Source organism: Aquimarina celericrescens, from assembly GCF_042682765.1.
Classification (GTDB): Bacteria; Bacteroidota; Bacteroidia; order Flavobacteriales; family Flavobacteriaceae; genus Aquimarina; species Aquimarina celericrescens.
Genome location: NZ_JBHUHY010000016.1, coordinates 167,406 through 188,298 on the forward strand (window position 1 = coordinate 167,406; position 20,893 = coordinate 188,298).

General features: G+C 34.5%; 18 protein-coding genes. 4 read left to right on the plus strand and 14 right to left on the minus strand.

The features are described 5' to 3' along the window. Position 1 precedes the first annotated feature (1 nt). The 4 genes from ACFSJT_RS15770 to ACFSJT_RS15785 all read left to right on the plus strand — a co-directional run bounded on the left by ACFSJT_RS15770 (position 2) and on the right by ACFSJT_RS15785 (position 4,371). A complete protein-coding gene (locus tag ACFSJT_RS15770) occupies positions 2–670 on the plus strand; it encodes a 3'-5' exonuclease (protein ID WP_378321287.1) in 669 nt (222 codons plus the stop codon). A gap of 89 nt (positions 671–759) precedes the next feature. After that, positions 760–1,245, plus strand: coding sequence for an acyl-CoA carboxylase biotin carboxyl carrier protein subunit (locus ACFSJT_RS15775; RefSeq protein WP_378321288.1), 486 nt, complete (start codon positions 760–762; stop codon positions 1,243–1,245). 48 nt (positions 1,246–1,293) lie between these two features. Continuing rightward, positions 1,294–2,733 (plus strand): acetyl-CoA carboxylase biotin carboxylase subunit, encoded by a 1,440-nt coding sequence (accC, locus tag ACFSJT_RS15780; protein WP_378321289.1) that lies wholly within the window; start codon positions 1,294–1,296, stop codon positions 2,731–2,733. 96 nt (positions 2,734–2,829) lie between these two features. Beyond that, positions 2,830–4,371, plus strand: coding sequence for an acyl-CoA carboxylase subunit beta (locus ACFSJT_RS15785; RefSeq protein ID WP_378321290.1), 1,542 nt, complete (start codon positions 2,830–2,832; stop codon positions 4,369–4,371). Positions 4,372–4,523: 152 nt separating this feature from the next. Here ACFSJT_RS15785 and katG read toward each other — a convergent pair whose 3' ends face one another. The 14 genes from katG to ACFSJT_RS15855 form a co-directional block, all read right to left on the minus strand. Beyond that, a complete protein-coding gene (gene katG, locus ACFSJT_RS15790; RefSeq protein WP_378321291.1) occupies positions 4,524–6,824 on the minus strand; it encodes a catalase/peroxidase HPI in 2,301 nt (766 codons plus the stop codon). Between the two features lie 515 nt (positions 6,825–7,339). After that, entirely contained in the window at positions 7,340–8,431 is a 1,092-nt protein-coding gene (locus ACFSJT_RS15795; protein WP_378321292.1) for an alpha/beta fold hydrolase, read from the minus strand. A gap of 98 nt (positions 8,432–8,529) precedes the next feature. Continuing rightward, a complete protein-coding gene (locus ACFSJT_RS15800; protein ID WP_378321293.1) occupies positions 8,530–9,756 on the minus strand; it encodes an alpha/beta hydrolase-fold protein in 1,227 nt (408 codons plus the stop codon). A 61-nt stretch (positions 9,757–9,817) separates the two neighbouring features. After that, positions 9,818–10,345 carry a hypothetical protein gene (locus ACFSJT_RS15805; RefSeq protein WP_378321294.1) on the minus strand — a complete coding sequence of 176 codons (528 nt, stop codon included), beginning with the start codon at positions 10,343–10,345 and terminating at the stop codon, positions 9,818–9,820. A gap of 585 nt (positions 10,346–10,930) precedes the next feature. After that, a complete protein-coding gene (locus ACFSJT_RS15810) occupies positions 10,931–11,821 on the minus strand; it encodes an RNA polymerase sigma factor (RefSeq protein WP_378321295.1) in 891 nt (296 codons plus the stop codon). Beyond that, a complete protein-coding gene (locus ACFSJT_RS15815; RefSeq protein WP_378321296.1) occupies positions 11,818–12,237 on the minus strand; it encodes a hypothetical protein in 420 nt (139 codons plus the stop codon). Before ACFSJT_RS15815 ends, ACFSJT_RS15810 begins: the two co-directional genes overlap by 4 nt. 104 nt (positions 12,238–12,341) lie before the next feature. After that, positions 12,342–12,641: an SRPBCC family protein gene (locus ACFSJT_RS15820; RefSeq protein WP_378321297.1), complete on the minus strand. Its 300-nt coding sequence runs from the start codon at positions 12,639–12,641 to the stop codon at positions 12,342–12,344. 4 nt (positions 12,642–12,645) lie between these two features. Further along, positions 12,646–12,936 (minus strand): YgaP family membrane protein, encoded by a 291-nt coding sequence (locus ACFSJT_RS15825; protein ID WP_378321298.1) that lies wholly within the window; start codon positions 12,934–12,936, stop codon positions 12,646–12,648. Between the two features lie 425 nt (positions 12,937–13,361). Further along, positions 13,362–13,889, minus strand: a complete 528-nt coding sequence (locus ACFSJT_RS15830) for a hypothetical protein (protein WP_378321299.1) — start codon at positions 13,887–13,889, stop codon at positions 13,362–13,364. Positions 13,890–13,989: 100 nt separating this feature from the next. Further along, the gene (locus tag ACFSJT_RS15835; RefSeq protein WP_378321300.1) at positions 13,990–14,649 is read right to left on the minus strand and encodes an SCO family protein; all 660 of its coding nucleotides are present in this window, start codon (positions 14,647–14,649) and stop codon (positions 13,990–13,992) included. Position 14,650: 1 nt separating this feature from the next. Then, complete coding sequence (locus ACFSJT_RS15840; protein WP_378321301.1) at positions 14,651–16,333, minus strand: tetratricopeptide repeat protein; 1,683 nt, start codon at positions 16,331–16,333, stop codon at positions 14,651–14,653. 287 nt (positions 16,334–16,620) lie between these two features. Beyond that, positions 16,621–17,187, minus strand: a complete 567-nt coding sequence (locus tag ACFSJT_RS15845) for a hypothetical protein (protein ID WP_378321302.1) — start codon at positions 17,185–17,187, stop codon at positions 16,621–16,623. A 513-nt stretch (positions 17,188–17,700) separates the two neighbouring features. Beyond that, a complete protein-coding gene (locus ACFSJT_RS15850) occupies positions 17,701–19,347 on the minus strand; it encodes a serine hydrolase domain-containing protein (RefSeq protein WP_378321303.1) in 1,647 nt (548 codons plus the stop codon). Positions 19,348–19,466: 119 nt separating this feature from the next. Beyond that, the gene (locus tag ACFSJT_RS15855; protein WP_378321304.1) at positions 19,467–20,624 is read right to left on the minus strand and encodes a helix-turn-helix domain-containing protein; all 1,158 of its coding nucleotides are present in this window, start codon (positions 20,622–20,624) and stop codon (positions 19,467–19,469) included. Between the last annotated feature and the right edge of the window lie 269 nt (positions 20,625–20,893).

Consider the following 20,893-nt stretch of genomic DNA (forward strand, 5'->3'; position numbering starts at 1 on the left):
TATGTTTACCTGGTTCAAGCAAAAAAACTATCCTGATTTTTGGAAGCAATATCAAGAACATTTCAAGAACAAAGAAGAACATGACCTAAATACCGCTCGTTTTGTCGTCTTTGATACCGAAACTACTGGTCTCGATATAAAAAAAGATCGGATTTTATCGATTGGCGCTATTGCGGTGACGGGGAATACGATGGATGTAGCCGATAGTCTGGAAATATACCTCAAACAAGACCTGTTCAATTCAAAAACAGTAGCCATTCATGGGATTCTAAAAGAAGGCAATATCATAAAATCTGAAGAAAAAGAAGCCTTAGCGCAATTTTTGGATTATATAAAAAACGCTATTCTGGTTGCACATCATGCAGCTTTTGATGTTACAATGATTAACGAATGTTTGGCAAGACAAAACTTACCAAAACTAAAAAATAAAGTATTAGACACAGGTACACTATTCAAGAAAACAACGCTTTGCACTTCAAAAGACAAATTATATGCTTTGGATGAGTTGTGCACCCTATTTGATATTAAGAAACATGATCGACATACGGCTTCTGGCGATGCTTTCATTACAGGAATTGTTTTTTTAAAAATCTTGGCACAACTTTCAGCAACAAGAAAAACAACCTTAAAAAGCTTGTTTTATAATCCAAATCGAAGAGGATTATTATAAAACTGTCAACGAACTCATAATTAATTTGCATTTACCCCAAGAAATTATTCTCTTTAACACATATTTTTATCATGTAAACCAATAATAGGATGAGCAAGAAATATAAGTTTCGGGTAAATGGGGCTCTTGAGTTTGATCTTACCGACGAAGATGTTTCAAAAATTGACGCATTGCAGACTTCAGAAAATCGATATCATACGCTTCTAGAGGAAAAATCATACCATGCTGAAATAGTTGAAACTAATTTCAATACCAAGAAATATACTGTCAAAGTAAACGGTAATAGCTACCAGGTCACCATTGCCAACGAGCTTGATATGCAAATCGCCGCAATGGGATTTTCTGTTGGGTCTTCAAAACAAGTAAATGCGATCAAGGCTCCAATGCCAGGTTTATTGCTAGACATTCATGTAGAAGTGGATCAAGAGGTGAAAGAGAATGATCCAATATTGATCCTCGAAGCCATGAAAATGGAAAATGTTATCCTTTCGCCAAGAGATGGAGTCATCAAATCTATTACAGCTAGCAAAGGTGATGCCTTAGATAAAGGACAAATGTTAATTGAATTCGCATAAGCCCATTAGGGATATTAAATAGGACAAACAGTTCTAATAGAATATACTATGAAAAAAATATTAGTTGCCAACAGAGGTGAAATTGCTATACGAGTAATGACCACCGCACAAAAAATGGGTATAAAAACAGTGGCGGTCTATTCTACTGTTGACAGAAATGCTCCTCATGTAAAATTTGCAGATGAAGCAGTATGTATCGGTGAAGCACCCTCTAGTCAATCCTATTTGTTAGGTTCAAAAATTATTGAAGTTGCTAAAAGATTGAATGTAGACGCTATCCACCCGGGATATGGATTTTTAAGTGAGAATGCCGATTTTGCCGAGGCTGTAGAAAAAAATGATCTCATATTTATAGGGCCAAAATCTAAGGCTATTAAAGTGATGGGTAGCAAACTTGCCGCCAAAGATGCTGTAAAAGCGTATGATATTCCCATGGTGCCTGGTATCGACAAAGCGATTACCGATGTAGATAAAGCCAAAACCATTGCGAGAGATATTGGATTCCCTATCTTGATTAAAGCCTCTGCAGGTGGCGGTGGTAAAGGCATGCGTGTCGTAGAAAAAGAAGAAGATCTGGAATCACAAATGCAACGTGCTATAAGTGAAGCAATCTCGGCCTTTGGTGATGGTTCTGTGTTTATAGAAAAATATGTAGGCTCACCACGTCATATAGAAATACAAGTTATGGCAGACAGCCACGGAAATACCATTCACCTTTTTGAAAGAGAATGTAGTGTACAGCGCCGTCATCAAAAGGTAGTTGAAGAAGCACCTTCGGCAGTATTAACTCCCAAGTTGCGAGAGGAAATGGGTCAAGCGGCTATTAAAGTAGCCAAAGCCTGTGACTACATAGGTGCAGGAACCGTTGAATTTTTGTTAGACGAAAATCATAATTTCTATTTTCTTGAAATGAATACTCGTTTGCAGGTAGAACATCCCGTAACCGAACTTATTTCTGGAGTAGACCTGGTTGAACTTCAAATCAGAGTAGCAAGAGGAGAAGTGTTACCCATACAACAAGAAGACTTGAAGATCAACGGTCACGCATTAGAACTTCGGGTGTATGCTGAAGATCCTCTAAATGACTTTTTACCAAGTGTTGGGCATTTAGATACTTATCAAATACCTGTCGGAAAAGGAATTCGTGTCGACAATGGTTTTGAAGAAGGTATGGATATCCCAATTTATTATGATCCTATGCTTGCCAAGCTCATCACCTATGGTAAAACCCGAGAAGAAGCTATTCAATTAATGATTAAAGCCATTGGTGAATATCAAGTTGAAGGGGTGCAGACTACCCTACCCTTCGGAAAATTTGTGTGTGAGCATGAGGCTTTCAGATCAGGAAACTTTGATACACATTTTGTAAAGAAATACTATTCTGCAGAAAAAATACAAGCTGCAACTGCAGAAGAGGCAAGAATTGCTGCACTAATCGCCTTAAAACAATACCAAAAAGATCAAAAAAAATTAAGACTGCCGATTTGAAGGCTTTAGGTAGTAGGCTGTAGACTTTAAAAGGTGGGCAGTGGATAATAGATATTTGGATAGTAGGTGATTGAGGAACAATAAACTAACAATTAAATGGATTCACAAATAAAAACATTACAAGAAAAAATAGATCAGGCAAAGTTAGGTGGTGGTGAACATCGAATTGCAAAACAACATGAAAAGAAAAAACTAACAGCCCGTGAGCGTGTAGCTTATTTATTGGATGAAGGTTCTTTTGAAGAGATAGGAATTCTTGTTACCCATCGAACCACAGATTTTGAAATGGATAAAGAAATCTATTATGGAGATGGAGTTGTTACAGGTTACGGAACCATCGAAGGCAGGTTAGTCTATATTTATGCCCAGGATTTTACAGTGTTTGGAGGTGCGCTATCTGAAACTCATGCTGAAAAGATTTGCAAGATCATGGACATGGCCGTTAAAATTGGAGCTCCTGTTATTGGTCTTAATGATTCTGGTGGCGCAAGAATACAAGAAGGTGTTCGTTCTTTGGGTGGCTATGCCGATATTTTTCATAGAAATGTGCAGGCCTCTGGAGTTATTCCCCAGATATCTGCGATTATGGGGCCCTGTGCCGGTGGTGCGGTATACTCTCCAGCTATGACCGATTTTACATTGATGGTTGAAGAAACCAGTTATATGTTTGTTACCGGACCCAACGTAGTTAAAACCGTAACCAATGAAGAAGTAACCTCTGAAGAATTGGGTGGAGCAAGCACGCACTCTACTAAATCCGGAGTAGCCCATGTGACTTCTAGTAATGATATTGAATGTCTTGAAGATGTAAAGAAACTTTTAAGTTATCTACCGCAAAGCAATGCCGAATATCCAAACAAGTTGCCCTATTCGATAGATGAAGAAGTACGGGAACAACTCTCTAATATTATTCCTGACAATCCAAATAAACCTTATGATATGCATGAGGTGATTGGTGGCATTATTGATGAGGATTCGTTCTATGAGATCCATAAGGATTATGCAGAGAATATTATCGTAGGTTTTGCACGTCTTGGTGGAAGAAGTATTGGAATCGTTGCCAATCAACCTATGTTTCTGGCAGGAGTGTTGGATGTAAATAGTTCTAAAAAAGCCGCCCGATTTACTCGTTTTTGCGATTGCTTTAATATCCCGTTGTTAGTGTTAGTAGATGTTCCCGGTTTCTTACCCGGAACTGATCAGGAGTGGAATGGTATTATCGTTCACGGTGCCAAATTATTATATGCGCTTAGCGAAGCTACTGTGCCCAAAGTTACCGTGATCACTCGTAAAGCCTATGGGGGTGCTTATGATGTAATGAATTCAAAACATATTGGGGCCGATCTTAATTATGCCTGGCCCACTGCTGAAATTGCAGTAATGGGCGCCAAGGGAGCGAGTGAGATTATCTTTAGGAAAGAAATACAAGCTGCAGATGATCCCGCAGCCAAACTAGCCGAAAAAGAAGCAGAGTATGCCAACAAATTTGCCAATCCCTATCGTGCCGCGCAACGTGGATTTATAGATGAAGTCATCTTACCCGAAAATACAAGACGTAAGCTTTTAAAGGCTTTTAGTATGCTTGAAAATAAAGTGGTAGATCAACCTAAACGTAAACATGGGAATATTCCTTTGTAGATAGAGATCGTCAGTGCAAACTTGCTTGGCGATATGGAAGGATGATGAAGCAATCTTCCTGATATGAAAAGACTGCTTCGTCATACCTTACCAAAGTAACGTTATTAAAAGTGATAAGCTCTTTAAAACGTTTCATTACCCAATTTTTTCCTTTACAATTGCGCCAACTGCTGGCTTACTTTAAGGTCAAAACGATCAAGTTGCATGACTTTGTTCCAGGCTGCAACAAAATCTTTTATAAACTTCTCTTTAGCGTCATTACTTGCATAGACTTCAGCCAATGCTCTTAATTCAGAGTTCGAACCAAATATAAGATCGGCACGAGTTGCCGTCCATTTTAATTCATTGGTTGTTCGGTCTCTTCCTTCATACGTTTCTTTTGCTTCAGAAACCGCTTTCCACTCTGTGCTCATATCCAAAAGATTCACAAAGAAATCATTGGTTAACGCCCCTGGTTTTTTTGTAAAAACACCATGTCTTGAATTATCAAAATTTGTATTTAGCACACGCATACCACCAACAAGAACTGTCATTTCGGGAACAGTTAATGTTAACAATTGTGCTTTATCTACAAGTAATTCTTCTGTAGTTAAGGTATACTTCGTTTTTAAATAATTTCTAAATCCGTCGGCCATAGGTTCTAATAAAGTCATAGAATTCACATCTGTTTGTTCCTGCAGCGCATCCATTCGTCCTGGAGTAAAAGGTACTTCAATAGAAAAACCAGCTTTTTTAGCTGCTTCCTCTATAGCAGCCGATCCTCCCAAAACAATCAAATCGGCCATAGATATTTTTTTGCCTTTTGCATTGAAATCATCTTGTATTCTTTCTAAAGTTGTCAGTACTTTATTCAGTTGTTCGGGATTATTGACCTCCCAGTTTCTTTGAGGCTCTAATCGAATACGTGCCCCATTGGCACCACCACGTCTATCCGAGTTACGGAAAGTAGATGCAGAAGCCCATGCGGTAGACACCAATTCGCTTATCGTTAGATCTGAACTTAAAATGCTCGATTTCAGATCAGTAATATCCTTTGCATTGACTAAGTTGTGATCAAGTGCGGGAATTGGGTCCTGCCAGATAAACTCGTCCTTGGGGATTTCTGGTCCTAAATATGCAGTCTTCGGTCCCATATCCCTATGCGTTAATTTAAACCATGCGCGTGCAAATGCCTTATTAAAAGCGTCTGGATTTTCTAAGAAGTTTCTTGAAATTTTTTCATAAACTGGATCAAATCTTAGCGAAAGATCGGTAGTTAACATGGTGGGTTTATGTCTCTTTTCTGAATCAAAAGCATCTGGAAATATCTCTTCTGAATCTTTTGCTACCCATTGATGCGCTCCACCGGGACTTTTTGTTAACTCCCACTCATTATTAAACAAATTGGAAAAAAAGGTATTATTCCATCGTGTGGGAGTGGCCGTCCAGATAACTTCTAATCCAGAGGTGATTGCATCTTTTCCTTTTCCTGTACCATAATCACTTTTCCAACCAAATCCTTGCTCTTCTATGTCAGCAGCTTCTGGTGAAGCGCCCAGGTGTGAACCAGGGGCTGCACCATGAGTTTTACCCAGCGTATGCCCGCCTGCTATAAGCGCTACTGTTTCTTCATCGTTCATACCCATGCGTCCAAACGTTTCTCTTATATCGATTGCCGCGGCAACAGGGTCCGGATTTCCGTTTGGTCCTTCAGGATTCACATATATAAGTCCCATTTGTACGGCTGCCAGGGGTTTTTCCAACTCACGATCTCCTGAATATCGTTCATCATCAAGCATTTTAGATTCTTTACCCCAATATACACTGCTTGCGGGTTCCCAGACATCCTCTCTACCTCCTGCAAAACCAAGAGTCTTGAAACCCATCGATTCGAACGCAACATTACCAGTGAGTATCATTAAATCTGCCCATGAGATTTTACTTCCGTATTTTTGTTTAATGGGCCAAAGCAGTCTTCTTGCCTTATCAAGATTAGCATTATCCGGCCAGCTATTAAGTGGTGCAAAACGTTGTTGCCCTTCACGTGAGCCCCCTCGCCCATCTCCTGTTCTATAAGTACCCGCACTATGCCATGCCATACGAATAAAAAGTCCACCGTAATGACCATAATCAGCTGGCCACCAATCTTTAGAATCGGTCATTAACTCGGTTAAATCTTTTTTTAAAGCTTCATAATCCAGACTACTAAACTCTTTTGCATAATTAAAATCTTCACCCATGGGATCCGACTTAGCTGAATGTTGTCTAAGTACACTTAAGTCTAACTGATTAGGCCACCAATCTCTATTGGTTTTAGCATCATTGCTCACATTAAGACCTCCCGATGGTCCCTCAGAGGTAAAACCGAAAGGACATTTCCCCTTTTCGGAAACATCCCCGCTTGATTCGTTTTGTTGACATCCTACTACAAGAAGTATTAGGAAAGATACAACTGTTAAGAGTGACTTTTTCATTGATTTGTGTTTAAATTAATAATATGGTTTTAGGTATCAGCATTAAAAGTAGAGGTTATTTTTTGTAGATATGAAGGCAAAAGCTTAAATAAAATTATAGATAAATAGATAATATTTATGACTTACCACAGAACACCATTAATAGGACAAATACAAAAAAAGTATATTTCGTTGATTATGATTATTCCTTAAAACAAAAGCCTGACCCGCACAAGAAGCAAGAGCCAAAACTTATTCTCCACTTCCCTTAAACTCATTTATTATTGATCATTGAGTTTTCAAAATCATCAAGAATGATCAGGTCTGTTAAGAGCTAAGAAAAAGGTGTGTTCTCTTTTGTGATTATGAATGTCATGCTTTTAACAAGAAGCATTCCCAGTATTTGAATTGTTTTACAATATTATAACGTTAATTTCTAGTAATTGCACCTCCTCCTGAAGGCATTTTTTAACCGTATATTCGGATATGATGATTTTTAAAGATATAATGTTGTGCGTTCGTGGTTTTTATACTTATTATCTTAAGATTTTTTCTATAATTGTTGCGTTGAACTTTTCAGTTTCATCTAAGAAAGGGGCGTGTGCAGAATTGTTAAATGAAATAAAGGTTTTCTTTGGTGCATTTACTTTGGTATAAAATTTTTTTGCAAGGGAGTAGGGAACTTGATAATCATGTACTCCGTGCATAAAATAAATAGGAATTGCAATACTATCTATTTCGTTGAAGAGATTTGTTTGTACAACATCTGGCCACAATCTTTTAACAGAATAAGGATTCCCTTTTATAAAATTTAACTTCTCTTTTAGCGTGTATTCTTTTGTTTTAGTGATTAATTTTACCGTGTAGGTCCAAATATTAGTTTTTTCCCGGTCCATACCTCCACCATACTTTTGGACATAAGCTCTTTGTCTCATTAGATAATCTAGCCAAATTTTGCCATCTGCCAGAGAATCGGGAATATCAATTTTCACAATTTTCTTTAAAGCCCTATTATCCTTTCTTTTTCGGGCTTCATTCTTTATCCAATCAAGAGATATTTGCTCCCCTTCGTATTGTTTTACTATTTGTCCAATTCCTACATATGAATTAAAATGCTGTGGATACCTATGGGCCGTTAGTATACCGACTAAAGAACCCCATGAGTGCCCCATTAAATGTATTTTTTGACGATTGAAGCGTTTTTTGATATATTCACTAACGTCCGAAGTATCTTGGATAAACTGTTCAAGATTCATACTGGAGTCAGGAATGTTATTTGACATCGATTTACCAGCTCCTCGTTGTTCCCAGTAAACAACAACAAATTCTTTTTCAAGATTGGTATTGCTCTCTTTAAAAATTGTAAATTCAGGGAATCCAGGACCTCCATGAATAAACAAAAGTACAGGATTTCTGGTGTCTACTCCTCGTATAATTAGATGTTGGCTTACATCTCCAATGCTTATTTTTTCAATGATTGAGATGCTGTTTTCTATTGGATTTCCATTTTCATCTAAAAAAGATTGTGGCTTTCCAGGACTATAAATATAAAATATTATGAAAAGAGCAATAAGACAAATTGTAAGTCCAAAAAATATAATACGTCCTGTTTTCAAAACTTTTCTCATTTATTATTTTTATTGTATAACACACAACGGTAAATATAACAAACGTTGTTGTCCCGAAGAGCAACCATATATTGTTATATTGTGTTGTAAACAGTTTTTCAATGCTTTTTGTCGGTCTTTGCTTTTATTTTCTTTTCTATGTTATCTAAGTCGGCTTTGTAAGTCTCCCATTCAAAGTTCCCAGTTTTCTTAACCATATTTAAAGATATTTCGTAATTGTCCTTTGCTTTTTGTAATTCGTCAAGACTTTCGTAAGCCATACCTAATAAAGAATAAGCATCATAAGAATCGGGATGTGCTTTTAGGTTAACTTTAAAAACATCAACGGCGTAAGATTTTAGGTCCTCTATTTTTAATAAATCATAACCCAAATCTATTAATGCACTTTCATTGGAAATTTCAAACCCATACGTTTTGGAAGCTTTATTGAAATAGGTGATGATATTGTCAATGGCTTTTTTTGGACCACCTTGTGCCATAATTGCTGCTTTAGTTTTAAACCTTTTAAATTTTATAGGCTCAAATATGTAACGTAAACCAAAAAACACAGAAGGCAAACCCACAGAAAGATGTGATTCTTCAGGCATATGGTTATATTTAAACCGAAGACTTGTGTCCTTATGAGTATTAATGTAGTTTTCAAAGTCACCACTTAATTTAATAATATTACCTCGCATGTTGCCTCCAATTTCGCTAGCAAGAGTCATGTAAAAGGTTTGTTTCATTTTAGTAGGGTCAGGAAATATCGTGTCAAGTCCTTGATAAATATTATCAATTGGATACCATAAACTTGGGCTTATGGTTATATAAGCGTTAAACAATTCAGGATGTTTTAAGAAAGTATAAACATTAAAAAGCCCACCTAATGAATGTCCAGAAATTATTTTGTATGGAGCTGCTCTATAATTTTTTTCTATATGGGGTATTAATTCCTTTTCAAGAAAGGCAATAAAGTTGTCGGCACCACCCACATTACCCAATCTTTCCCGTTCTTTTGGGTCGAGATTAGAAGATTCGGGAGTAAGGTCACGAATACGATGTGTATTTCTTATCCCCACAATAATTATTTCTGGAATACGCTGGTCAAAATTAAGAAATTCAGCTGAGGCTACTGCATGCCGAAAATTTAAAAAACTATCTAGTAAATATAGTACGGGGTAATTCTTATTAGACGTCTCGTAACTCTTAGGTAGATAAATCTCCAATAATCGATCTTCATCTAGAATTTGTGAGTATATTGTTGAAGTATGCCCTATGGTAATGTTCTTTTGGGCAAAGATTGATAAACTGATTAGAATTAAACCAATAAATAGATTGAATTTCATGTTTAACACTTTGGTTTTAATTGTTTACAACGGTTCGTATAAGCGATTGTTTTAATGCCTCTTATACGTTGTTGTGTGTTCGTTTTTCTATTTTCTCTTCCACAAATTTCCACGCCATTTCAAAATCGTCAAAAATCCATTCTTCGGTAGTTGCGGATTCTTTACTATTAATCCCATGAATTAAGGTTCCAATCGCTTCAGCACATTTCTCTCCGATGATCAATGCAATGGGAAATTCGGCATCAACATATTGATTTGAACCAACATTGAATACTAAATCCATCATGTCTCCCCATTCATATTCAAGGTTCGACAAGTCAAGAATGGCTCCCATGGGTTCATAACAGTTCAAACCATATTCACCTTTCGCATACATGTATTGAGCATCACTATTTCCTGCTGAACCAATTCCGTATTTGCCTGAGTATTTAATAGTCAGAATGTCATAGTAATCCGTAATTCTGGAATTACCTTTTAGGTACGAAACTTCAATTTCACTTAACTCTTGCGGGTTTAGTTCTTTCAGTTCTATTTCAGATTTTGATTCCTTATTATTTTTCCAAAATTTCATATCTCTGTTTAATGACACACAACAATTGTATAATAGCAATTGCTATTATTCCCATTACATAAAAATACTTAAAAACATTTGTATCTGTTAACCATTGCTCCTATTATACTACTCAAAAAATCGAAACCTAGATTGAGAATTTCCGTAGTCCAAGTAAACTACCTCGGGACTAGCAAGCTTGTTTGTGTTGATTGCCCATTAAAGATCAGGCATACAAGTGTATGCACCTATCTGCTATTGAATCCAATCTAAAAAAGTACTTGAAATTTACCAGAAACACTATACAAAGTCAAGCAGGGGTGTTACTTTTATGTATTTTATCATTGAAATCCTTTCTAAGCCCTTAAATAAGCGGTTTAGAACGACTTTATATTCTTAAAATATTATAATATGACACATACAAATCATCGCTTACATCGAAGATATAGAATCCTGAGTCGCTTTTTAAGGACTTGTGTAAAGGTCATCGTAAGTTAGCCCCAGTCATTATTCTGACTCTATTCTATATTTTGAAGGTGTCAATCCTGTTTTCTTGTTGCATTTAGTACAAATGATGTTTTCATCTGCTTTACCATAATTTTAATCTATTACAAAAATTCCTACTTACTCTTCTAAATTAAATGTGTTCTTGAGATTGTTGTTATTGATTATTTTTTCCACAATATTTTCCGTTTTCTGTGAAATTTTAAATGGATGTTCTTTGTATAGTTTGGCATAGATATCATCAATAGTCATTAATGTTTCTTCCAAATTTCTTTCTGAAAAATCTATGATCCTTTTCTGATAATTACTCTGCCATTTTAAGTCCTCAGGATTTACCCAACCATTTGCAATAAATCCTTTGGTTTTTTTAGGGCATCGACAGGGATTATTTGTGTTTACCAGTCCACATTTATTGTGCATCCATTGATAAAGATCATTTCTTGCTCTGGATAACTTTTTTCTAAAGTTTGCCGGACTTATATTGAAGATTTCACTACCTAAATTATGGTCTATTTCAAAAAGTTCACCTACAATATAAATGAGCCTTTGCTCTCTATCAAGACACATTAACATTCCTGCCATACATGAAACTTTACTTTCTTCGATCTCTTGTTGCATTTCTTTTTCTTCTGCCTGTGTCAGTTGGATTTCTGGTGTTTCTCTTATATAATCGAAAAATACATCGAAACTGGTTACCAAGGTTTCGTATTTCTGTTTTTTGATGTTAAGAAAATGGTTGAACGTAATTCTATAAAGCCACGTCCTAAATCTTCCTTTTGTGCTATCGTATTGAGAAAGGTTAGTCACCAATTTTATTAGTATTTCCTGCGTAATATCCTCTGCATCAGCAATATTATTCACCATTTTTAAGGCAATATTGAAAATATATTGTTGGTGATTTTCAATCAGTTTACTCAAACTATTTCGATTGCCATTTACGGCCAAATGAATCAGTTCCAAATCTTTTTGGTCTGAATAATTGTTCTGGCCGAATGGATTTACAGTTCTCATAACTTAAATATCGTTATTTTATAGTTAATTCCACCAAATTGATAAAAGCCATTTGCCTGACCATCTTTTTCAAACTTAAAATAAAGATCGCCTTGGTAAATATTTCCACTATCTGCCACTGTTTTCCAACCACCTTCATACCTTTCACTTTTAAGGTTAAGCATAAGTGTCATTTCTCCATTTCTTTTTTCACCTTCAGAATTATATGCGTACTCAATGTGTAAAGCACCTTTATCAGATAGGGTTGCATTTGGAATTGTTGCGATACCTGCCGACTGAATATCCATTTGGTAGGTTTTGTGATCTAAAACAAACGTTTTGACAAAATCATTTTGTTCCATTTTATGCTGAGCTTTGAGATTATTACTATTCAAAAGTGCAATTGATGCTATAATTAGAAAGATTACTTTTTTCATTTTGATATGGTTTCAAGTCCATTGGCACCTGCTTGATACAAATCCTTAATAGCTTGTGCTACCATTGGGAATTGACTTTCGTCTTCAATATCAAAATCAATATTCTAAATTAGTTCTGTACCACCATTTTTTGTAAGTACTTTCATCGTTCCTACAACGTTGTGAATTGGTAGCAAGGGCTGTTCGTCTATCGCGTATTGAAATATTTTATTGGCATTGTCAATTATTAAAATAGTTTCTTTCAAATCGCCTTGTTCAGTAGTACAAATCCTTTTGTTTCCTTCAAAACTACAAGAAGTAATTATCGGTAGCCATTCATTTACACCTGAGGCTTTACTTATTATCGTCCAAACCTTTTCAGGGTTTGCATTCAATTTGTGAGATGTTTCGATAGTTTTTTTCATGTTTTTAGTTTTTTGGGTTTTCATAAGGAATGGCTTTGGCTTGAAGTGCCTTTTTTTCTTTGCTGTCTATTGTGCACTTTCCTGCGAAGTAGCACATAATGCAACGTGCAGATAGGACTGTTCCAAATTGGGCGATTGCAAAAACAACTAATACAATAGACACCGATGCATTAGTTTTGAAAAAGTAAATCGCTCCAACAACAGCAAGAATTCCCACAGTGGTTCGAATAGTTCGGTCTTGCCAGCCAATGTTCCTATAGTAGGAATATGTAATTCCTTTAATAAATTTGTTCATATAGTTTCATTTTATATCTCCTTTAAGAGGTATTTATCATGAAACAATGAAAGTTCTGATGTGTGACAAGTATGGTAGTTAATTTTTATGTGCGCCATGAGATTACTATGAACACAACGCCAAATATAGGAATCGGAACAAGGCAAATAAGTCCAGATCAATCTGTCTGCTATTGCTTACCGGCTTAGCATATGTTTGAAATTTACCAGAAACACATCGCAAGGTCAGGCAGGAGTGCCAGGTTTCGTGTATTTTATCATTAAAACCTTTTCTAAGGCTTCAAACAAGCAGTTTAGAACATAGTTATATATTTAGGATACTACAATATTGCAAATAAACGAAGGGTGTTAGATCATCGATTTCCTACCTAATCTTACCCTTTTTAGAGGCTTGTGTAACGGTTACTTTGATTAACTGTAGTTTTTTTATTCACAATCTGATTGAGTTTTTTTATTTTTCAATTGAATCCAATATTCCTGTAACCCTTCTGGTGTTTTTTTAATTTCACTAATATCTAAATTATGCCCTTCCATAGTTACTGATTCAAGTTCTTTTTTTCGTCTGTTTAGTGCTGGTGTATGATTCCAACCTCCAACGTGATCAAAGGATGTATACCCATCACATTTTGACTCAACAGAAGAGAACGGTATAAAAAGGTAATAAATTACTTTTCCACTTCCCATCGCTTTCGTTGTCATTTTAATCGAGGAAAAATCTACTTTTTTATATTTATTGTCGTGATAAAGCTCTTTTAATTTATTTCCTACAGCTTGACTCATTTTATTTGAAAATTGATGAGCAATATCATTACCATTTATAAATTCGGCACCAGTGTATGTACCGCTACAACCATTTTCGGTGCATTCTATTTCATTTTCTTTTTGAGTTTGTATCTCAATAGATTTCTTTTTTTGCTTATAGCAACTTATACAAAATAGACTAATTAAATACATATAAATAAGTTATTTCATATTTTGAGTTACTAAAGTTAACGTCTAATTTGAAATATGTTTTAATGCATTTTTAGCCTTGTTGTACCCCAGTAGTAGACACTTATTTTTTCTCAATATCAGTTGTTAAAGTCCTAATATCATTTATAATTCGAAAAATTTCATCCTTATCCGTGCCATCATAAATTCCTCGTATCTGTTTTTTCTTATCCACTAATATAAAGTTGGGAGTATGAATAAAGTCTTGTAGCCCGCCATCACCTTTTTCTACAACTGCAAAATAACTTTTTCTCGCTAATTCATAAATATGCTTTTTATTTCCAGTTGTAATATTCCATTTAGTATCTATTACTCCCTTGTCGGTGGCATACTTTCTTAACACAGCAATACTATCAATATCAGGTGTGACTGACAATGATAAAAACATAATGTTATCATTATCTAAGAATATTTTCTGAAGTTCACCCATATTAGTAGTCATTATAGGGCAAATACTTGGACAACGAGTGAAAAAGAAATCGACTATATAAATTTTATTATGATAATCTTTTTGAGTTACAATTTTTCCGTTTTGATTTATCAATTCAAAATCTAATACAGTATGGTTTTTACTTGTTTTTTGTAAGCTTATATCTACTAATTTTGGATTAAAATCTGAAGGATTATAAACTGGCAATTCATTTTTCGTTGTTCTATGACAAGATATTGAGTAACAAATAACGAAGACAATGAGAATACTACCATAGGGTTTACCTAAGCTCATATTAAATGGTATTCTGTTCTAGAAATGCTTTGGCCACTTTGATTTCTTTTCTATCGCTGTCTATTTTCTCAGTTAGTTTTAGCAGTGCTTCAAAATAAATAGCTGATTTTTTCATATTACCAGATTGTTTTGCTGCAATGGCCGCTCCATATAGACCGTTGAATCTGTTTGGACGTCTTACGAGGTTTAGCTCATAGGCTGCTAATGCTTCCTGCGGTTTATTTAAGGCTAAAAGCATATCTGCCAAAAGTTCATCTGCTGGTAAAATTTCACCTGGAGTTACAGGATGTTTGGAGGTTAAACTTTCCATTTCAGCTGCGGTAGTCATTAAAGTGATGGCTTCTTCGTTATTCCCTTTTTTTAATTTAATCCATGCTTCTATTGTTTTAATTTGGATAGCTACCTGATTGGCTTTATAGGTGTCGTCTACTATGATCAGCTCTTTCTCAAAAGAACGTAGGAAATTAAGGTCTTTATGTACAAATTCTAGATTATTTGTATGAATGTTGCCCAATGCTCTTGCAAAATGTAGTAATGATTTTTGCCAAGGGAATTTCTGCCACTCTAATCCCGCAATTCGAGGTAACTCTAAAGTTCCTGCCTCTTCCCAATTTTTGTTTTCCACGGCTATACGTGCAGGAATAGCTGCTGCAGTGTAAGCAATTTTAAAGTTAGGCGGAAAGATTTCTTTAAAAGATTTAAGGTACTCGTATTGTTGATAAGCGAGTTTATTATTTCCTGTTTGCAGATAGGCATAAACTAAATATCCCATGGCGTGTACTTCTTCGTCCCAATGTGCTCCAGGTGAAACGCTTTCTGCATAACAAATTGCTGATTCAGCAGAATTAAGATTAGTGCCAATTGATTCGTCCCAAAGTCCCAAACGTGTAAATATATGTGACGGCATATGTTGGGCGTGTGCAGAATTTGGAGCAATATCTGCATAGCGTCTAGCTGTGTTCAGTCCCAGCTTGGCTAATTCTGGATAATCGTAGGAATGAATGATATAGTGTGCAATGCCCGGATGGTTCGGTTCTTTTCTGAACAAATCCTCTAAAATTTGTCCAGCCTCACGTTGTTTTGAATAGGTTTTGTCTGAGGCTACTGCTGATGCTCGAAGGGCCAAAGCATAGAATACGGCTACTTCGGTATCCTCGCTATTTTCTTCATACATGTCTTTCATTTTTTGGGCATAAGCAAGCTTTCGACTTTGGTCATCAGCTGATTCCCAGTTCTTATAGAAAGCACCTATGGCGTCTAAATATTGTTTCGATTTTTTTGATTTGGGCAGTTTTTCAGCTATTGCAATAAGTTTTACTCCTTTTTCTAAAACGGATTTCTCAGGTGGTGCCCATAACCCGTGATAAATACTCATTGCTACACCCCAATATGCCATGGCACATTCAGGGTCTTTATCTATTACTTTTGCAAATGCTTTTTCAGCTTCAATATATTCAAAGGAATGAAGCAAAGAAATAGCAAGGTTGAATGTTTCTCTTGTTTCATAACTACAGGACTCTGAAAAGTTGACATCTCCAAACTCACCATTACCACACAATTGGAGTTCACCTCTCAGTAGATTTAATGATGATAAATCTGCATTTGGCTTGTTGTTTTTACATGAAGAAATTAAAAAAATGACAATAGCCCCTAGACTTAGCAAAGTACTTATAGAATATTTCATTCTACAAGGTACTGAATTAATTTTTAAGGGTTTGTGCTATGTTTGCTAACGTTAAATATATGAGTTGGAGCAAGGCAAACACACCTGAACCATTTGATTTATCCCTGCCTACCTTCGGACGGCAGGCAGGTGTGCATTTTTATTTCTTGCCTGCCTGCCATCCGCCAGGTAGGCAGGTTTAATTTATAAAAGCTTGTACTCAGCTTGACTGGGTATCTAGCGCCATTGCAAAAAGGAAATTATCTTCTGATCTAGCCTTAAACTTTGCTTTGATTTTATATATGATGTTAGGATTTGTTTTTATAATCTTTAATTATTGAATCATCCCATATTTGTACCTCGATATATCGATCATACTTCATTTTTTCTTCAGATTCCCATAGCTGTTTTGAAGGTAAACCATATTCATTTATCAAGTTATCCAATTCATTTAATAAAAAAACCTTTCCATTACATTCTTTTCGATAAGTATTAAGTTTAGGTTCATCATAAAATTGAAAAGAAATCATACTATCGGGATATGTAAAGCTGATGTGTTCAGTATGAAAGTCAGACAAAGGTATTTTTATAAAACTTGGGTTAACATACCAAGATTTAGCCCATTCACATTCTCCTAATGTGAAGTAAAAAGGGTCATTTCGATTAGGTTTTCCTCCCATTAAAGTAAACTGTTCCTTAATTCGCTTTTCCAAAGCAAATCTTAATTCAATGTAATTATTGGGTCTTTGACTATTCCATCCCTCAGATATTTGATTTTGGATTTTTATAGCATTGTCAAATCCAAGTTCAGTAATATTCTGGAATGATCCTTTTTCAAGTTCATAGTAGTGATACAGAAATCTCGGGATTGTCATTTATTTTAATATTTATAAATCCTAACAATTGTATATGTGTAAAAGTAAACATATTTTAAGTTTAGCAATTGCTATTATTTCCATTATAAAAATACTTAAAACATTTGTATCTCTCTTTCATCGCTCCTATAATACATCTAAAAATTGGTAAGCCAGATTGAGAATTTCTACATCTAAATAAAAGACCCCAGGATGTGTATGCACATTTGTGTTGACTGTGCTTTAGAGATCGGACAAACGAGTGTACGTATTTATCTGCCATTGCTTACCAGCTGGAAAAATTTTTAAAAATTATTAGGAATACTGTAAAAAGTCAGACTGGGTTGCTATTTGCATATATTTTATTATTAAAACCCATTCTAAGGCATCAAATAAGTCGTTTAGAACATAGTTATACACTCAAGATAATATAATATTGCTCATAGAAAGCAGGGCTTAAATCATCGATTTTCTAATCAATATTGTTCTTTTAACAGGCTCGCGCAACAGTTACCATTGTTTTGTACTGTTATTTTATTCACTTTTATAAAAAAACACATCGTAAGAATTTTGTCCAGATATTTTACAACCATCAATGTTTCCTTTACTATCTCTCGTAAATTCTATACGACCAATATATGATAAATCAGTTATGAAGCTATCTTTGTCTATTGGCTTTAATTCTACATCGCCATTAAAATTATGAATACCTATTAGTTTATTATCCTGTATTATAAATTCATAGGAAGTTTGAACTTCATCACTTTTATATATTCCTTTTAGTTCTTTTAAATCTATATCAGCATATTGTGGTGGATTTAGAGTTACTTTTTTTGCAGGATAATAAAAGTCTGAAAAATGCCAATTAAGACCATTTTTTACAAACTTGAACTTGCTATGTGCTCTGGCTGGGAACTCAAATTCATTTTCTCCCAAAACAGGTAATTTTAATTTATCTTCATAACCATAACTCTTAAAGAAAAGAGCGTCTTGTTCAGCAAAAATAGTTATATACAAACCCGGGAAAACTTGATATTCGCCTTCGAACTTTTTTAATTTCTTATTTGTGTAATTTGGGAGTTCTTTTTTAATAGGTTTTTTAATGTAATCGGATAAAAATATATCAACCAAACCATAAGAAATATTTAAAGGATTGAATGATTCAAAATTACCAGAAACTGAAATATTAAGTTGATGTTCTGGTACTCTTAATAAATACGATCTGTAACCAGCATCACCTCCTCCGTGAAAAATAACATCCAGACCTTTGTAAACTTTTAATTCTTGACCTAATGCATACGGAATAATTTCGCCATTATTTAAACGACTTTTGGTTTCCATTTTCTTAAGTATGTTTGTACTTCCAATAGTCAAATTGTCAAAATTATTGGCCCAATGAGACAAATCGTTAACGGTAGTATAAAGTCCTGTAGACCCAACTATAGACCTATTAAGTGGGATGTAATAATACTTGTCATTCTGTTTACCATAAGAAAGCGCCTTGTTTTTTACCACTAAACCAGGGTCGTCTAAAAACAGGCTATTTTTCATATCAAGAGGCTCAAAAATCCTTTTGCGAACAAACTCAGCAAATGTTATCCCAGAAACACGTTTCACAATTTCTGCCAATAGAACATAACCCGAATTACAATACTGAAACCTAGAGCCTGGTACGAAATTTAATCCTTTTTGTCTTAATAATAGGTTTACCATTTGTGTTTGACTTGTACGGTCCAAATCTGTTCTACCTTTAAGACTATTCAAATCTGTATTATCTCTAAACCCGCTGGTGTGGTTCATAAAATGCTTAATGGTTATGTTATAGGGTAAACCGTTGAGTTCAGGCAAATATTTCGTAATATCATCATCTATAGAAAGTTTTCCTTCCTCTTCTAATAATAAGATTGAGAATGCTGTAAATTGTTTTGATATGGAACCTACAACAAATTTTGTAGAATCTGTTATGGGAACCCTATGTTCTAAATTCGAATACCCCTTATTTTTCTTATAGATGACATTTCCATCTTTAACAACAGAAACAGCAATTCCAGGATCATTTTTAATTAGATATTCATTTAGTAATATTTCTGCGTTTTGAGCATTGATATCTTGCGATTGATTTTGCGCAAAAAAATTAGAAGAGGTTAACATAGTAACGATGGATAAAAAAAGAGTTTTCATTTTTGTTTTGTTTTAAATTCAAAGCAAAAGTGAAAAGAAGTAGTTAATAAGACGTACAACTAAATAAAGTTGTACGCTTTTTTATCCTATAAATGCGTATTACTTTTTTAGAGGACGTACTACTTTATGTTAAGATCTTTTTTGTGAAGATGTTTGCGATACTCAGTTGGTGTTAATCCTGTATGTTTTTTAAAAGCTTTATTGAAAGGAGATTTAGAATTAAAGCCAACATCGTACAAAATTTCTAAAACAGTAAGGTTTTTATTTGAAGGGTTTTCTATTAAAGTTATCGCTTTTTTTATACGATACGTTGTTATGAAATCGAAAAAATGCTGATTTAAATGATGATTTATTAAAATAGATAATTCTCGCGAAGGTATTCCAAATTGAAAAGCTAATTTCTGAATAGTTAATGAAGCATCGAGAAAGGGTTCTTTCTCTTCCATGAAACGCTCTAAGCTTTTAATTTGTGACTTTACAACGTTATCTATCTCTGTAACTACATCCTTTTTCTTTAGTTCTTCAGTGATTAAAAGGTGTCTGGAATCGATCGCTTTAAATAATTCAGGCTGATACATACTTTTCAATACAATCCAAAGTAGAAAGCCTAATAGAACTATGATAAGTAACAGGCGCATTAAATTTAAGGTATCTACATCGCTACCTATAAATTTATACACTTGTTTACATTGAGAAAATGCAAAAATAAATGAAACGACCAAGGTTAATTGATATAGCCATTTATAGTTAAAAGAAGATGTATTTGAATAATTTTCTATAAGTAGTGTTTTGTATTTTTTTAATTCACTAAACATTAAAATCAAGTAAAATAAGCTAATAAGTGTGCTAACTACATAGCTGATTTTTACTTCAATTTGCGAGTTGAAATTTTCAGTAAAAAGAATCCTATCGCTTTCACTAACTCCATAAAATCGAGGAGTAAATATTAAAATGCCAATAATTAAAGGAAGTACATGTAAGAGGTGTATCAAGCGAAATTTAAAATCTGAATATATATTAGCTAATAAATACAAGAAAAGTAGCGGACTAGATAAATCAATAATTTGATCTCGTAACATTTCAATTACCGATGGAAGTTCTATATATTGAGAATAGAAGAAAACACTAATATGTATTGCAAATGCAATAAAATATATGGCCAATAATTTATTTCCTATTTTGTTTTTAGGTTTTACGGTTAGTAGAAAAAAGGAAAATAGTACGGAGAAAAACAGAATAACAAAAGTAAAAGTACCTACTATGGTAAGTTTATCCATTTGTTATAGAGTTTTATTGTTTTCGTAATTGTACATAACGTCTGTTGTAGTTTGTTATTTTTTTAATTTATTTCCTATATCATGAATAAATGTACGATTATAATCAAAATAATCTTTAGCTATATCTAACGCTTGATTATATTTTTTGATTGCTAGAGACTTGTTTCTTGATTCTCCTTAATTATGTTTGTAAGTGCACATCAAACTGAAAATTCAGTTGGAATTTTCAGAAGTAGTCGAGAACAAGCAATTATTTATAGTCAAGGTTA

Excerpts from the sequence above, each read along its gene's own strand:
- ACFSJT_RS15770 (WP_378321287.1), top strand. The coding sequence starts at position 2 with ATGTTTACCTGGTTCAAGCAAAAAAACTATCCTGATTTTTGGAAGCAA.
- ACFSJT_RS15775 (WP_378321288.1), top strand. The coding sequence starts at position 760 with ATGAGCAAGAAATATAAGTTTCGGGTAAATGGGGCTCTTGAGTTTGAT.
- accC (WP_378321289.1), top strand. The coding sequence starts at position 1,294 with ATGAAAAAAATATTAGTTGCCAACAGAGGTGAAATTGCTATACGAGTA.
- ACFSJT_RS15785 (WP_378321290.1), top strand. The coding sequence starts at position 2,830 with ATGGATTCACAAATAAAAACATTACAAGAAAAAATAGATCAGGCAAAG.
- katG (WP_378321291.1), bottom strand. The coding sequence starts at position 6,824 with ATGAAAAAGTCACTCTTAACAGTTGTATCTTTCCTAATACTTCTTGTA.
- ACFSJT_RS15795 (WP_378321292.1), bottom strand. The coding sequence starts at position 8,431 with ATGAGAAAAGTTTTGAAAACAGGACGTATTATATTTTTTGGACTTACA.
- ACFSJT_RS15800 (WP_378321293.1), bottom strand. The coding sequence starts at position 9,756 with ATGAAATTCAATCTATTTATTGGTTTAATTCTAATCAGTTTATCAATC.
- ACFSJT_RS15810 (WP_378321295.1), bottom strand. The coding sequence starts at position 11,821 with ATGAGAACTGTAAATCCATTCGGCCAGAACAATTATTCAGACCAAAAA.
- ACFSJT_RS15815 (WP_378321296.1), bottom strand. The coding sequence starts at position 12,237 with ATGAAAAAAGTAATCTTTCTAATTATAGCATCAATTGCACTTTTGAAT.
- ACFSJT_RS15820 (WP_378321297.1), bottom strand. The coding sequence starts at position 12,641 with ATGAAAAAAACTATCGAAACATCTCACAAATTGAATGCAAACCCTGAA.
- ACFSJT_RS15825 (WP_378321298.1), bottom strand. The coding sequence starts at position 12,936 with ATGAACAAATTTATTAAAGGAATTACATATTCCTACTATAGGAACATT.
- ACFSJT_RS15830 (WP_378321299.1), bottom strand. The coding sequence starts at position 13,889 with ATGTATTTAATTAGTCTATTTTGTATAAGTTGCTATAAGCAAAAAAAG.
- ACFSJT_RS15835 (WP_378321300.1), bottom strand. The coding sequence starts at position 14,649 with ATGAGCTTAGGTAAACCCTATGGTAGTATTCTCATTGTCTTCGTTATT.
- ACFSJT_RS15840 (WP_378321301.1), bottom strand. The coding sequence starts at position 16,333 with ATGAAATATTCTATAAGTACTTTGCTAAGTCTAGGGGCTATTGTCATT.
- ACFSJT_RS15845 (WP_378321302.1), bottom strand. The coding sequence starts at position 17,187 with ATGACAATCCCGAGATTTCTGTATCACTACTATGAACTTGAAAAAGGA.
- ACFSJT_RS15850 (WP_378321303.1), bottom strand. The coding sequence starts at position 19,347 with ATGAAAACTCTTTTTTTATCCATCGTTACTATGTTAACCTCTTCTAAT.
- ACFSJT_RS15855 (WP_378321304.1), bottom strand. The coding sequence starts at position 20,624 with ATGGATAAACTTACCATAGTAGGTACTTTTACTTTTGTTATTCTGTTT.